Source organism: Microbacterium sp. HMWF026, from assembly GCF_003061325.1.
Taxonomy (GTDB): domain Bacteria; phylum Actinomycetota; class Actinomycetes; order Actinomycetales; family Microbacteriaceae; genus Microbacterium; species Microbacterium testaceum_E.
Window position 1 is genome coordinate 1 of the sequence record NZ_QAJB01000365.1, and the last position, 12,702, is coordinate 12,702.

At 66.8% G+C, this 12,702-nt stretch carries 18 protein-coding genes; 6 read left to right on the top strand and 12 right to left on the bottom strand.

The annotated features are described in order from the left end of the window. Positions 1-56: 56 nt before the first annotated feature. The 3 genes from DBR36_RS13545 to DBR36_RS13555 are packed head-to-tail and all read right to left on the bottom strand — an operon-like array spanning position 57 to position 2,959. Positions 57-902: a hypothetical protein gene (locus tag DBR36_RS13545; protein ID WP_108320211.1), complete on the bottom strand. Its 846-nt coding sequence runs from the start codon at positions 900-902 to the stop codon at positions 57-59. A gap of 12 nt (positions 903-914) precedes the next feature. Next, positions 915-2,645, bottom strand: coding sequence for a relaxase/mobilization nuclease domain-containing protein (locus tag DBR36_RS13550; RefSeq protein ID WP_308810961.1), 1,731 nt, complete (start codon positions 2,643-2,645; stop codon positions 915-917). Next, positions 2,645-2,959 carry a MobC family plasmid mobilization relaxosome protein gene (locus DBR36_RS13555; RefSeq protein ID WP_258222850.1) on the bottom strand — a complete coding sequence of 105 codons (315 nt, stop codon included), beginning with the start codon at positions 2,957-2,959 and terminating at the stop codon, positions 2,645-2,647. Before DBR36_RS13555 ends, DBR36_RS13550 begins: the two co-directional genes overlap by 1 nt. Positions 2,960-3,296: 337 nt before the next feature. Here DBR36_RS13555 and DBR36_RS13560 point away from each other — a divergent pair, with 337 nt between their 5' ends. Beyond that, on the top strand, positions 3,297-3,683 hold the full coding sequence (locus tag DBR36_RS13560) for a hypothetical protein (protein ID WP_108320217.1): 387 nt from the start codon (positions 3,297-3,299) through the stop codon (positions 3,681-3,683). A 285-nt stretch (positions 3,684-3,968) separates the two neighbouring features. Here the strand turns inward: DBR36_RS13560 and DBR36_RS13565 are convergent, their stop codons facing one another. The 6 genes from DBR36_RS13565 to DBR36_RS13580 all read right to left on the bottom strand — a co-directional run bounded on the left by DBR36_RS13565 (position 3,969) and on the right by DBR36_RS13580 (position 7,789). Beyond that, positions 3,969-4,790, bottom strand: coding sequence for a DUF5677 domain-containing protein (locus tag DBR36_RS13565; protein ID WP_108320219.1), 822 nt, complete (start codon positions 4,788-4,790; stop codon positions 3,969-3,971). A 153-nt stretch (positions 4,791-4,943) separates the two neighbouring features. After that, positions 4,944-5,570 (bottom strand): recombinase family protein, encoded by a 627-nt coding sequence (locus tag DBR36_RS13570; RefSeq protein WP_108320221.1) that lies wholly within the window; start codon positions 5,568-5,570, stop codon positions 4,944-4,946. Beyond that, positions 5,567-6,727: a zeta toxin family protein gene (locus DBR36_RS13575; protein WP_181373604.1), complete on the bottom strand. Its 1,161-nt coding sequence runs from the start codon at positions 6,725-6,727 to the stop codon at positions 5,567-5,569. The genes DBR36_RS13570 and DBR36_RS13575 overlap by 4 nt, the downstream gene beginning before the upstream one ends. Continuing rightward, the gene (locus DBR36_RS17840) at positions 6,724-6,996 is read right to left on the bottom strand and encodes a hypothetical protein (RefSeq protein ID WP_181373605.1); all 273 of its coding nucleotides are present in this window, start codon (positions 6,994-6,996) and stop codon (positions 6,724-6,726) included. The genes DBR36_RS13575 and DBR36_RS17840 overlap by 4 nt, the downstream gene beginning before the upstream one ends. Before the next feature lie 256 nt (positions 6,997-7,252). Continuing rightward, a complete protein-coding gene (locus tag DBR36_RS17845; protein ID WP_160897575.1) occupies positions 7,253-7,423 on the bottom strand; it encodes a hypothetical protein in 171 nt (56 codons plus the stop codon). A gap of 81 nt (positions 7,424-7,504) precedes the next feature. Beyond that, positions 7,505-7,789, bottom strand: coding sequence for an ATP-dependent DNA ligase (locus DBR36_RS13580; protein WP_237488856.1), 285 nt, complete (start codon positions 7,787-7,789; stop codon positions 7,505-7,507). Positions 7,790-8,024: 235 nt separating this feature from the next. Between DBR36_RS13580 and DBR36_RS13585 the strand changes: the two genes are divergently transcribed. The 4 genes from DBR36_RS13585 to DBR36_RS13600 all read left to right on the top strand — a co-directional run bounded on the left by DBR36_RS13585 (position 8,025) and on the right by DBR36_RS13600 (position 11,089). Beyond that, positions 8,025-8,381 (top strand): ATP-dependent DNA ligase, encoded by a 357-nt coding sequence (locus DBR36_RS13585; RefSeq protein ID WP_108320225.1) that lies wholly within the window; start codon positions 8,025-8,027, stop codon positions 8,379-8,381. Between the two features lie 81 nt (positions 8,382-8,462). After that, positions 8,463-8,774: a hypothetical protein gene (locus tag DBR36_RS13590; protein WP_108320227.1), complete on the top strand. Its 312-nt coding sequence runs from the start codon at positions 8,463-8,465 to the stop codon at positions 8,772-8,774. Between the two features lie 170 nt (positions 8,775-8,944). Then, positions 8,945-9,634, top strand: coding sequence for a response regulator transcription factor (locus DBR36_RS13595; protein ID WP_108320229.1), 690 nt, complete (start codon positions 8,945-8,947; stop codon positions 9,632-9,634). Positions 9,635-9,958: 324 nt separating this feature from the next. After that, the gene (locus tag DBR36_RS13600; RefSeq protein ID WP_202401086.1) at positions 9,959-11,089 is read left to right on the top strand and encodes a YihY/virulence factor BrkB family protein; all 1,131 of its coding nucleotides are present in this window, start codon (positions 9,959-9,961) and stop codon (positions 11,087-11,089) included. A gap of 31 nt (positions 11,090-11,120) precedes the next feature. On the opposite strand, the gene DBR36_RS17850 is transcribed toward DBR36_RS13600, so the two are convergent. The 3 genes from DBR36_RS17850 to DBR36_RS13610 form a co-directional block, all read right to left on the bottom strand. Next, on the bottom strand, positions 11,121-11,270 hold the full coding sequence (locus tag DBR36_RS17850; protein WP_181373606.1) for a hypothetical protein: 150 nt from the start codon (positions 11,268-11,270) through the stop codon (positions 11,121-11,123). A gap of 62 nt (positions 11,271-11,332) precedes the next feature. Next, the gene (locus DBR36_RS13605) at positions 11,333-11,548 is read right to left on the bottom strand and encodes a hypothetical protein (protein WP_237488855.1); all 216 of its coding nucleotides are present in this window, start codon (positions 11,546-11,548) and stop codon (positions 11,333-11,335) included. Between the two features lie 53 nt (positions 11,549-11,601). Further along, positions 11,602-11,922, bottom strand: coding sequence for a hypothetical protein (locus DBR36_RS13610; RefSeq protein WP_108320231.1), 321 nt, complete (start codon positions 11,920-11,922; stop codon positions 11,602-11,604). Between the two features lie 203 nt (positions 11,923-12,125). On the opposite strand from DBR36_RS13610, the gene DBR36_RS13615 reads away from it, so the two are divergent. Beyond that, positions 12,126-12,659, top strand: coding sequence for an RNA polymerase sigma factor (locus DBR36_RS13615; RefSeq protein ID WP_237488854.1), 534 nt, complete (start codon positions 12,126-12,128; stop codon positions 12,657-12,659). Positions 12,660-12,702: the final 43 nt, after the last annotated feature.

Consider the following 12,702-nt stretch of genomic DNA (forward strand, 5'->3'; position numbering starts at 1 on the left):
CGAGAGGGACCGACCCCGACATGGCCGGTCCCTCTCGTGCGTCGAGAGACGACCGCTCAGCGACCCAACTCGGAGCGCTGCACACGCGCCGCGGCCGAGCGTGCCGGCTTCACCTTCGCGGCGTTCGCGGGCAAGCCCTTCACGGCCTCGGTGGCGGGCTTCGCGTTACCGACGTCGGCGTGCATCTTCGCGGCCACGGCTTCCTTGTCGATGCCCTTGGCTTCGAGCTGGTTCGCGTCGTTCTCCCGCCGCTCCGCGGAGTCGTACTTGGGGCCGGCCTCGGCGCGAGCGGACTCGGCCGCGCGCTCGTGCGCCTGGGCATCTTCGCGGGCTTGGGTGCGCTCGTCTGAGCCCCCAGGAGCATTCTCGGCGCGCTCGTCCGCGGCCTCGGCCTGTCGATCGGCGCGGTCAACTTCGCGCATCAGAAGAGCCGCCTCTGCTTCCTCGCCCGTGCCGCGCTGTCGCTCTGTCTCGGACTGCCGGCGCAACAGCTCGGCGTCGATCGCTACTTGCACCGCCTGGGGGTCGCCGCCGGCTTGGGCGGCGTCGATCCCGTAGCGGGCGCGTAGCTCGTCGCGCATGTGCGCCTCGGCGCGCACGGTCTCGGGGTCTTCGTTGCCCCACGCGCGCGCCGTGGCGAGCGTCGTGCCGATCTGCTCGGGGGTCGCTCGCTCCCACCAGTCGTTCCGGTACACGGCGCTGAGCTCAACGCGCGCGGACTGCCGTTCGGCGGCGAGCCGGGATGCCAGCTCGCGGGCTTGCTGCTGGCTCTCGGCCTGCGCTCGTCGAGCCGCTTCCTCGCGCTGTCGGGCGATGATTTCGCCCACGCGACCGGCGGCGGTCACCGCGACGCGGAGCTGTCCCTCGAACGCTTCGGAAATGCCGTCGCTCTCATCGGCCATGGCGTGCTCCTCTCATCGTTCCGGGCCTCGGTCAGGCCGCGGGGTTGTTGTCGTGCGGGGTCGGGTCGGTTCGATCGTCGAGGGAAGCGGCGAGCCCGGTCCCTTGCGACGGTTCTCCTCGGCCCGGTTCATCTTGTCCAGCGCCTCGCGCGTGGCCTCGTCGATCACCGCAGACATGTCAACGCGGCGCGGTTCGGTCTTCGTAGCTGTGGTCGTGGTGGTGGTCGTCGACGTCGCCGGCAGTGCCTCGCGCACGCGCACGAGACGGGTGCGAATGTCGGTGGCGATCGCTTCCGCGTGGCGTGCCTGCTGCGCGGCCTTGGCGGCGTCATAGACCGCCTGGGTGAGGTTCATGAGCTGGCGCAGCATGGCCGCTTGCGCTGCGGTTCCCTGCCCGCCTCGGACGGCGCTGGCAAGGAGTATCGCCGCGCCGCCGGCCGACACCCGCCCCGCCTTCTGGGGCTTCGTGTGGCCGCGGTAGGTCTGCGCCGATTTCGCCAGCTCGTCGGATGCCGCGGCGAGGTCACCGGGTACTTCCTCGACGGCGTTAGACCACGCCGCGAATGCGCCCGACGTCTGCCGTGCGACGCGCGCCCATGTGTCGCGGTCGTCGAGCGGGACCGAGCGCAGCGTCTCTCGCAGCTCGCCCAGCTCGGCGGTGTACCGATCCCACAACTCGGGGTCGGGCTCGCTCGTCTCGCGTCCCGGCGCGACGGGCCGCTGGTTGCGCTTGGCCGCGTTCCACTCGGCCGCGGCATCCATCGCGCCGGTCGCGCTGTCGGGCCACTCGGCGCGCAGTCGGGGCAGGGTGAGGTCGCGGCCCATGTGACCGCCGCCGTACCAAATGGGACGCTCCCCCACTGTGGGCTTTGCGGCCACCGAGTAGCCGGTGATGACGTCGGTCTGGCCGTCCGCGTAGCGGGGTCGGACGAGGACACCGGAGCGGCGCAGACGGCGCACGAACTCGGCTTCGTTCTCGCTCGCGCTGGCGCACGCCCGCACCTTACGGGCGAGGTCGTTGCGCGGTGCATTGAGACGAATCTCGGCGGTAATCCGCGTCTGACGTTCGCGCGGGTCGAGCTGGTGCCACGGCATGACGTCGCCGCCGATCTTCTCGGCGTGCGCTTCGTACTTCCGCTGTGCGAACAGCGCGGAACGCTCCTCGACCTTGGCCTGTTCGGCGGGACTGTAGCCGCGCGTCGCGCGCTCCCCCTTCGCTGACTCCAACAGCTCTAGACCGTGCTTCGCTTCGAGGGCTCGTGCGGCGCTCTGCGCGCGCACGTAGTCGAGGTGAGTGGATGCCTTCGTGCCGTCCTCGCGCACGAGGTTCACAGCGATGTGCACGTGGTCGTTACCGGACTTCGACAGGCCGTGACGCACCGCGACCCAACGGCACGGTGCCTTGGTGCCGTCGTTATCGTCCAACCCCATCGCGGCCACAAAGTCGGTGGCAATCGCGTTCCACTCGGCGTCGGTCTTGATGCCCTCCTCGGCGCGCAGCGAAAGGGAGGCGTGCCAGACGTGACCGCCCTTCACATCGACCCCGAGCTGCTTGTGAGGACGGTCCAGGTGACGCGCGATCGCCAGGCCGCTCTCGCGGCTCAGCTCGGCATCGTCGTACCACGCCATGAGCGCATCGTCACCCGCGACAAGGTGCGGCTCCGTGTGCTCGTTGTGACGACCGCCGCCGACGAGATACGTCACGAGGCCCGACATGCGATCGCCCCGCGTGATGTTCGGCATCACGTCAAGCTCAACTCGTCGGTCAGCTCGTCGATCCGCATCGCTGTCTTGCGCACCGCAGCGAGCGTCGCGAACGTCTCGGGGTGCAGCTCGCGCGTGGCGTTGGTGGCCTTCGCGATCTGATTGACGTTGTTCGAGATAGCGGCGAGAAGACGGTGCAGCTCGTACAGCTTCGTGATCATTGCGCGCCGCTCGGAGGCCGTCTCGCCGGCATCCTGCGCAAGCGCGCTCTCCACGAGAAGGCGCGGGATCGTCACGCCCTGCGCGAGGGCCAGGCGCAACAGCACGCCCTCCTCCTCGGGGCTGGCCTTCACGACGTGACGCGCCACGCGACCGCCGGCCACATTCGGACGGCGACGACGTTCGGACGGGCGAGGCGTAGGCGTCTCATCAGACATGCTCACCCTCCCTTCGGCCCAGCGCAGCGACCCCGCACCCGCGGGGACCGCACACGTCAAGTGTGCCGCACCTTCCGACGCATGTCGAGAGGTTGAAGCCATTTAGGGCACTTAACTGTATAGCTTGCTCCGCGATCTGCGGCATCCTCCACGCCGACGTCCGAGGACGGGGCGCACCAAGGCTTCGCCGCGACGCACCATCTGGCGGCGTGACAAACTTCGTGCACGAGGCGCGGCTTCGTAGGCTGTCCTCATGGCAAAAGAACTGTCTCCCGAAGAGGCGGTCGAGCGCGCGCAGCGTGCGATGAACGACCGACTCAACTCCATCCGAACGCTTGCCGAGTCGCGGCAAAACCTCACCGATGTGCGCGAGGCATCCGCCGGGCGGATCGCGCAGGTCGAGCGTGAAGAGCGCGAGAAGGTCGCCGCCGCCGAACGCGACGACGCACGCGCCTACAGCGCGACTCTCGACGCCGGGTGGACCGCCTCCGAGCTGCGCAAGATCGGCTTCGCTGACACCGCACAGAAGCGGAAGCCACGTGCCCGCTCGGCCCGCAAGTCGGAGCCACTTGAAGCCGCGGACGCAACGCCGGTCGACGCCGCTCACGGCAGCGACGAGGGGCAACACTACGGGGACTAACGCAACCCCCTGACCACCTGTGGACGGCCTGAGCCACCTACGGGCTCCACCCGCCCACAGGTGGACAGCGGGACCCCACTTGCCGGCCGCTACGCGACCTCGATGGGAGCACTCCCCCTCCCCCTAATGCCCGTGATCGTGTCACGGAACAGCACCCCGTCAAGAGCGCTTCGCGTCACTACGTGATGCGGCAAGCCGCACCCTTGACGGGGTGCTGTGCCGTGAAGAGCGGCATGTATCAGGGGGACGGGGAAAGAGTGGTGAGGACGTGTGGAGCGTCGAGAGCTATCTCGTCGTCCGTGGCTTCGCGTGGCGACGCCGGTAGTGGTCGCTGAGCTGGATCTCGCTGTTCACTTCGAGGGTGTGGGCTGCACGACGGATGACGCTGCGGTGCGTGTGATCCCGGCTTGTGTAGGTGTACGCGCGGGCACCCCAGACGAGGGTGATCGCGACAAAGTAGAGCAACGTGTCGGCGGGCATCGCGGCGCGGGGTTCAGCAAGGCGATAAGGCATCGCACCGCTGCCGGGGGCGGCGGCCTTGTAGTACAAGTCCGTGACCGCCAGGGACGCATGGCTATAGCTCGACATGACGCGGTAGTAGATGTATGCGTCAACACCACCGGGCGATAGATCGAGGCAGATATCGCGGAACTGACGCGAGCTGTCGGACGTCTCCAATTCCTCAGCGAGCTCGATGTCGGCAATGTCATCTGCTGACTCACGGAACGTCGGTGAAGCCGCCTTGCGAGCGTCGATCGCAAACGCTCTGCGGCTACGGGAGTACTCGCGAATGATCGCGCGTACCCCGTGCTGATCTTTGCTCTGAATGGCCCACACGGCGCTCAGGGCACACTCGAACATCTGACGCACCAGAGGAAGCGCAGCGTTGGTCATCCCGTTGTCGAGAAGAAGGACCGCCGCCCTCGCCGTCTCATGCAAATGCCGCGCCCAGCCGTGCACGATGGCGACCCGCGCGGCGTCCTCTCCCGTGAACCGCTGATCGCGCCGCGCCGCGGGCTGGTAGAGAGAATCGGCGTCGCCGTGCGCTTGCCACGCGCTCTGCAACTCGTCGATGATCGTTCGCAGCTCGGCACCGGTGAGCTTCACCGCGAAACTGCCGGCTCCTGAGCGTCGGCGAACGCGGGCAGAGCGCTTCGCACCAACCAGCCCGCCGCCACCTCCGGCTCGATAGTCAGCCACTTGCCGTCAGTGACGGGAGCCTCAGACGGAATGGGGTCTGTCATGTTCTGCCTTCCGTGGTCATGCGTTCAACGGGGGCGTGTCCTGAATCCCGGTCCGCAGTGAGGCGGTGTCCTGCGCGGCATCGTGCTTGGCCAGCGCGCGCGACACGGACGATTTCCCGACCCCGAGGACGTTCGCTATCTGCACCAGGCTCAACTTCTGTTCGTCACGCATCCTCACCGCGGCCGCGATGCGCTCGGACGTCATCACCGAGGGTCGACCGCCCACGCGACCCTGCGCGCGAGCATGCGCCAGACCGCGCTTCGTGTTGTCCCGGATGGTGTCGACGCGCAGCTGCGCGAACACCGCGACGATCCCGAACAGGGCACGGCCCATCGGAGTCGTCGTGTCGATATCCGGCTCGGTGAGACTCCGGATGTTCACGCCTCGCTCGTGCAGGTCGGTGATGGTCTCGATTGCCATCTTCTCGCTGCCCGCCAGACGGTCCAGCCGGCGGACCAAAAGGGTGTCGCCGGGGCGGAGATAGTCCAGGCATGCGAGCCACTGCGGACGGTCTTTGACACGGCTGGACTCGCCGTGGTCGACGAACACACGGCCGGCGCCCGCCGCGCGCAGCTCGGCCTCCTGAGCGGCCGGATTCTGGTCGTGCCGCGACACCCGGGCATACCCCACAACGTTGCTCATCGCCCCATCCCTTGATCGTTTCCGTACCGTGCGCCCGGCAGATGCGGGCGGTTCCTCCGGGAGGACGGACCGCCCGCAGGCGGGGCGTCTCGCGTCGTTTCCGGCGACGACAGGGGCGGACGGATGCCGGGTGCGGCGAGCCCGGTCTGCGCGCGTCGCACAGCCTCGAAACCGTCGAGACGATCAGCGCTCGTCGACGATGTACCGCCATCGTCGGCGCCGGCATCCAGGGCCTTCGCGGCGGCGTGCAGCTCGGTCAGCGCCGCACGCTGCGCTCGCGCGTCTCCAGGGAACGCGACCCGCACGACGTCGCCGGCGTCCTCGAGCGCGAGGCGGCGCGCGACGCGCACCAGGTCGGGATCACTCCGACGCAGTCGCGCCGTCTCGCGCAGCGCCTCGCCGGTGTAGCCGATCCAGTCGCGCGCCTGTGCGGTGGTGAGCGAACGCACGTCGCGCGCCTGATCCACCGCGGCCGCGACCCGCTCTCCCAGCTCGGCTCCCCCCGCGGCCGCGCGTGCGTCGAGAAACACACGCCCCGCCCGGTCCTGCACCACGACCCGATCGACAACCCCCGCGGCCACGAGCTCGCGGACCGTGCCGCTCACGTTCGCGGCGGCCTCGTCGTGCGCCGCGCCAGGCGTCCACCGGCCCGTGCCGTAGTCCTTGACCTGCTCCACGTAGCGGGCCACCGTGCCGGCACGCGAGACGGCCAACGGTACGGCCACCACACGCAACTCCGTCTCGAACCCTGCCGCGCGGAATGCCTCGAACTCCCCGCGCAACATCGACTCGTTGCGCAGCGTCGTCTCCACGATCGCGCTCGCGCCGACCCCGCGCAGATACTCCGTCGACATCCCGACCCACGCCCCCGCGGCCGCCGCCGTGACCTCCGGCATCCGGAACGGATCATCGCTCATCGTCTGCTCGTACGCGGGATGGAACCGGCGCAGATCGTCGCCGTTCACCACTACCGCTCCCGGAAGGGCGCTCTGCGTCGCGGCGAGCACTCCGCCCTTTCCGGCGCCGGGCTGTCCCCCAACGGAGACGAACCGCGGGCGCCGACCAGGGGGCGCCTCACGCTGGGGCTCGAGGTAGACGGGAACGATCGTGCGGTCGAACCGTCGACGAAGCTGCTTCGGGGTCAGCTGCTCGCTCACGCAGCCATGACCGGCGCGTGCGCCGGCATCGTCGCCCAAAGCTCGCGCAGCTCGGCGCGCTTCGCCTCGACCGCTTCCGCGTCGTTGGGGTCGACCTGGCGCACCTGGCGCTGCATTTCGATGTGCGCGTACGTCCAGTGCCGGCCTGCAGCCTCACTCGGAGCCTGGTCGACCCAGGAGACATACCGGCCACCGATCCGGGTTGCCAGCTCGAGCAAGGCGTCATACGCCATCGGGTTCAAGACGCGCCCCTTGATGTCGGACATCATGACTCCCTTTCCTCGGCTGTGACACCAGTCTACCCGACTTCCCAAAAACGGTACAGGGGGCGTTTTGGGAAGGAATTATTTCGGGCCGGACTTTCGGGATGGAACTTGTCGGCGTGTCGGGGTCGTCGGCGGTGCCGCGCGAGCCGTCCCAGAAACGATCGGAATCGCACCAATGAGGAAACCTACAAGGCGCAACAGATCATCGAGAGGGTGCATTCGGACCCGTCTCCTATTTCGACGCGGGGATGGCGCCGGCTTAGCGCCCATCGATTGAGCGGACGGCCACGTGTATTTCGGTCCAGAGTTTGAACTCGGCGGTGTCGTAGCGTCCTTGCCGGTCGACGGCTGCCCATGCGTCGAGGCTTTCGAGGGGGACGCCGGCGAGGCGGGCTGCCGCAGGATGGCTGATGCGGTGGGGCTTCGTCACGGCGTCACGCTAACGCGGACGCCGGGGAGACAGAACGGATCGGTCCGAGATTCACCCGCCACATCACCTGTGGCGATGCCGTTACAGACGGTTCGAGAGGGTGAGCCCGTCGGCGCTACTCGCGTCGTGCATCATCTTGTCGATCAACTCACGGTCGAGCTGCGGTGCGCGGCCGCCGTAGAACTGCATGAGCAGGGCCCGTGTGGGGCTGATCCAGATGGAGGAGCGGCCGCCGCCGGTGGTGGGCATCTGGAGCATGAAGCCTTCACGGCGGCGGAGCTTGTTCATCATGACGACGCGGAGGTGCGCGAGGATACGGTCGTCGATGTCGTAGCTGGAGTCTTGCGTGTAGATCAGTCGTCCCACGGGGCGAGCGTGTCCTTCATCTCGTTCGAGGCTGGGCCATCGCGAAATCGCCCGGCCGCTCCGAATTATCGCACCCGCGATGTTGCTCACATTTGCACAACAGCCCGGGAAGGTTTTCGCAAGGGTCCAGGGGTGAACGTGTCGTCTGAGACGCTGACACGGACGTCGTTCCTCCGGCGTGTGGGACCTCTCGCCATGATGGTCGCGCCGGGGGTCCCGATGTTGGAGGTTTCCGATGGGGAGATTCACGTACGACTCGAGTGTCAGTGCCGACTTCGATGACCGGGAGCTCGCTCACCTGCAGGCGGTCATCGTGGCGAAGATCCGCCGCGGGGAGCGGTTCACCTTCACATGGAAGATCGACATCAGCCTCGGCGGTGGCCGGACAAGCGTCTACCTGTACCCCGGAGTCAAGCTGGCGTTTAGATACGAGGGTGGCCACACACCGCAGCTCAACCCGTCCTGGCTGCGGATGCTGACCGACGCCGCCAACTCGCCACAGGGACTTCACGTGCTTGATGAGCCGGCCGGGCGCACTCCGGACCAACTCGCGCGCGACGCCGACCGACGGAATCACCCGGTAGAGGCGTGACAACAGTCGCAGTGTGCAACGCGCTTTCCGATGGTGCAACCCCGATGCCGGTGAGACCTAGCGACATCTACGTTGTACCGCATGACTCAGAGCATCGAACGGGTTCAGCTGACCGTGAATGGTGCCACCCATGCTCTCGCGCCGTTGGAGAGCGTCGGGGATATCGAGGCTCAGGTTCTCGGCGCCACGCGCGCCGGCGGTGGCTTCATCACGGTCACGCTGGACGGGGGCGAACGTCTCAGCATCTTCGTGTCGGCGGCGGCAAGTTCGATCACCATCGCTTCCTCCACAGTGCGCCTTGATAGCGGCCTCGCCGACGGCGGCGGCGACGGGTGGCGCAACCATTCTGGGCAGGTGTTCGACGATGAGGAGTCGCCTTACGACATCATCTGACCGTCACGACGGCACGTAACCGATCGGTTCCGCTTCGAATAATCCGGGGCGCAAAGCGGTAGCAGTGCAGACCTCGCGCCGCTTGAAGCCAGCATTACGACCGCCCGACACTCATATGCTTCGTCTGTGACGTATCTGGCAGAAAGCCCCGGCACCGTCGTGGTTGCGAAATGACGCGCGTGCTCGTCATCGACGACGAGCAGATGCTCACCGACCTGCTGTCGATGGCACTGCGCATGGAGGGCTGGGAAGTGCGCACCGCCGGCTCCGGCTTCAACGCCCTGCAGGCCGCCCGCGACTTCGAACCTGACGCCCTCGTGCTCGACGTCATGATGCCCGACCTCGACGGCATGGCGGTCCTGCAGCGACTGCGGCACTCGGGCAACGACGTCCCCGTGCTCTTCCTCACCGCGAAGGACTCCGTGGCCGACCGTGTCGCCGGCCTCACCGCCGGCGGCGACGACTACGTCACCAAGCCCTTCAGCCTCGAGGAGGTCGTCGCACGCCTCCGCGGGCTCATGCGACGCGCGGGCACCGCCCTCACCCGCGACTCCGAGCCCATCCTGCGCGTCGGCGACCTCTCGCTGAACGAGGACAGCCACGAAGTCGTGCGCGGCGACCGCGAGATCCAGCTGACGGCGACGGAGTTCGAGCTGCTGCGCTTCCTCATGCGCAACCAACGCCGCGTGGTGTCGAAGGCGCAGATCCTCGACCGCGTCTGGAACTACGAATTCGGCGGAAGCTCCAACGTCGTCGAGCTCTACATCCATCACCTGCGCAGGAAGACCAACGCCGGCCAGGAGCCGCTCATTCGCACCGTTCGCGGCGCCGGCTACGTGATGGAAGCGCCAAGGAAATAAGGGAGGCTAGGCCGATGCTCGGGCAAAGGGAGCCCGCCAAACTCGGGCCGCCCGCACGGCGGAACACCTCCCTATCGCTTATGGCCGACCCCTACACCCCGGCATCAACGGCGTCATTTCCGCCAGATTCTCCGTACTGGCTACTCGCGACGCGAGGCAAATCAGCTCGTAGACGCTGCGCGTTCGCGAACCGACCTCGAGGACTCTTGAGCCCACGGGACGCGGTGCCTGTGGGCAGGCAAGCCCCTGCAGTGGGGGCACCTGATGTCGGACACTGAAATGCGCCCGCACACGCGCGGTGTGCTCTGAACCCTCGGGACGGACATGCTGAAGCAAAAACCAGGCAATAAGACCAGCGCGGATGCGCCGCACCCGGACGCTGACGAGAAGCCAGACTCTCCCACCGAGCTGACGAAGCGGTCATGGAAGTACGTGCTGCGAAAGACAGTGCGGGAATTCTCCGCTGACCAGTGCACAGACGCCGCCGCGGGCCTGGTGTACTACGCCGTCCTCGCACTATTTCCGGCGCTGATTGCGATCTTCTCCGTACTGGGTGTCGTTGGCCAAGGCGACGCCGCCGCCAACGCCATCATCGGCATCATCCAAGACGTCGCCCCCAACGCCGCTGACACGCTCCGCGAACCGATCGAGCAGATCGCGTCATCTCGAGGCGCCGGTATCGCACTCGTCACCGGTATCGCCCTCGCCCTCTGGTCAGCATCCGGATACGTGGGCGCTTTCAGCCGTGCAATGAACCGCATCTACGAAATCGACGAAGGACGCCCCTTCTGGAAGCTGCGCCCGATGCAGCTGCTGGTCACCGTCATTGCCGTGGTAGCGCTTGTCCTCGTCGCGCTCGGTCTCGTCATCTCGGGTGATGTCACTACCGCTATCGGCAACGCCCTTGGCCTCGGTCAGGGCGTGCAAATCGCATGGGACATCGCGAAATGGCCGGTCATGCTCTTCGTCATCGTGTTCCTCGTCGCGGTGCTGTACTACGCCACCCCCAACGCCAAACAGCCGAAGTTCCGCTGGATCAGCCTCGGCGCCATCATCGCCATCGCTGCCCTCGCTATAGCGACCGCCGGCTTCGGGATCTACGTCGCCAACTTCTCCAACTACGACCGCACCTACGGCTCGCTCGCCGGGGTCATCATCTTCCTGCTCTGGCTGTGGATCGCGAACCTCGCCCTCCTGTTCGGCGCCGAGTTCGACGCCGAACTCGAACGCGGCCGCCAGTTGCAAGGCGGCATCGCCGCCGAAGAAGACATTCAGCTGCCCGCCCGCGACACCCGAAAGAGCAAAAAACAGGCCGAGAAAGAGCGCAGCGACGTCAAAGAAGGCCGCCAAATCCGGCTCGAAGAAGCAGCCGACGGTCCTGACGCGCCCTCCCCACCAAAGCCGTCAACGCCACGCCCACACCCCCGGCGAAAGTGGTGGCAGCTACGCCGATAACACACCCTCAGACGCTCCCGTTGGCGCAGCCTCAAATGACCCCCATGTCGTGCAGGTGTTGCGCGACACGTTCGTAGTCGACGACGTCGACGGCTCGGCCCGTGAGGCGGGTCACGGTGCCGAGCAGCATCATCCGTTCGTTCGTGAGGGTGAAGTGATGCGCGCACAGCTCGACGAGCACGGGCCCCACACCGGGGACATCGAACTTCTCCGTGCTCGTCGAGCTGTCAGCGCAGCGTACAGTCAGTGCGCGTCCTCATCCTCTTCCGGGTTGAAGTTGGAGGCGGTGCCGGTGTGCCCGGCGGCGACACCGTTAGGGTCGCTCGGAATGGTTCCGTCTTCACCGAGCCCGCCGGGCTTGGAGGTGGTGTCGGTCTCGGTTGAGACTTCGACGTCTGCGCCTTCGTAGGAGTCTTCGTCGGCGGACAGCTGCGCGTCGTCGTTGGTGGGAGTGGACATGGGTTGCTCCTTCGTTATGGGTGTGACTGAGGTCGATAGGTGGTCTGGAGTTGTTAGAGGCGGCGTAGCAGTGTGACGAGGGCCACGAGTCCGATCGCGACGGCGCCGGCCGTGATGAGTGCCTTCTTCGGGTCCCGCTGGTAGGTGGCGCGCGCTCCCTCCACGGCGTTCACTGCAGACTGCAGGGTCGTGTCGATGGCGGATTCGGCCTGCTGTTTCGCCTCGTCGATCTCGACGGAGACATGGTCAGCGACGTGACTGCCGGAACGAGCGGTGCCGTCGCTGCCGTTCGTGGAGGCGTGTTGCAGCGCGTCGGTGGCGTCTTCGAAGCGGTCTTTCGCCGCCGCAGCAGCGTCGTTGTCGGAGGTGGTCACAGCTGGTGGTCCTTCCACGAGTGGATCGAGGGCTTGGACGGGCAAGCAGCACTTAGCCGGTCGACTTACGGTATAAATTCACTCGCTGCATGTGCAGCGGCACCGTCACACACATGAGCGCGGACACGGTGCGATCGTCACAAAAAAGGTAAGCGGAGTCCATGCCCCCAACCACGACCAGCGGTTCTCCGTCCAATCAAGGATTGGCCGCCGCAGCCGACGACTTGCTTGTCCAGCGAGCAGTCGACGGGGACGTGGCCGCTTTTCGCACCCTCATCACCCGACACGCACCCATCATGCGCGCCTACATCGCTCGCATCGTCAGCAGCTACACCGACGCCGACGACATCCTCCAAGACACCTACGTCGTCGCCTGGAAGAAACTGCCCACCCTGCGTGACCCGAGCCAAGCCAAGCCATGGATGATGCGTATCGCCACGAGACGCGCATTCGCCCACCTCAAAAAACGCCCCCCGGAAACAGTCTTCCCGGCCGACCATGCAGCCACCGGACACGACCCGGAGGAGACGACAATACGCAACGCGCAACTGCGCGAACTCTCCAAAGCGTTGGACGCCTTGCCCGAGGATCAGCGGCAATGCTGGCTCCTTCGCGAAGTGGCGGGACTGAGCTACCAAGACATTGCCGATGCAATGGGGGTCACCACCGGCCAAGCACGCGGCAAACTCGCACGAGCACGAGTGAACATCACAGTCCGAATGGAGGGATGGCGATGACCGACACCAACTCCGACCGCACCGTCCTGGACTGCGGCAAAAC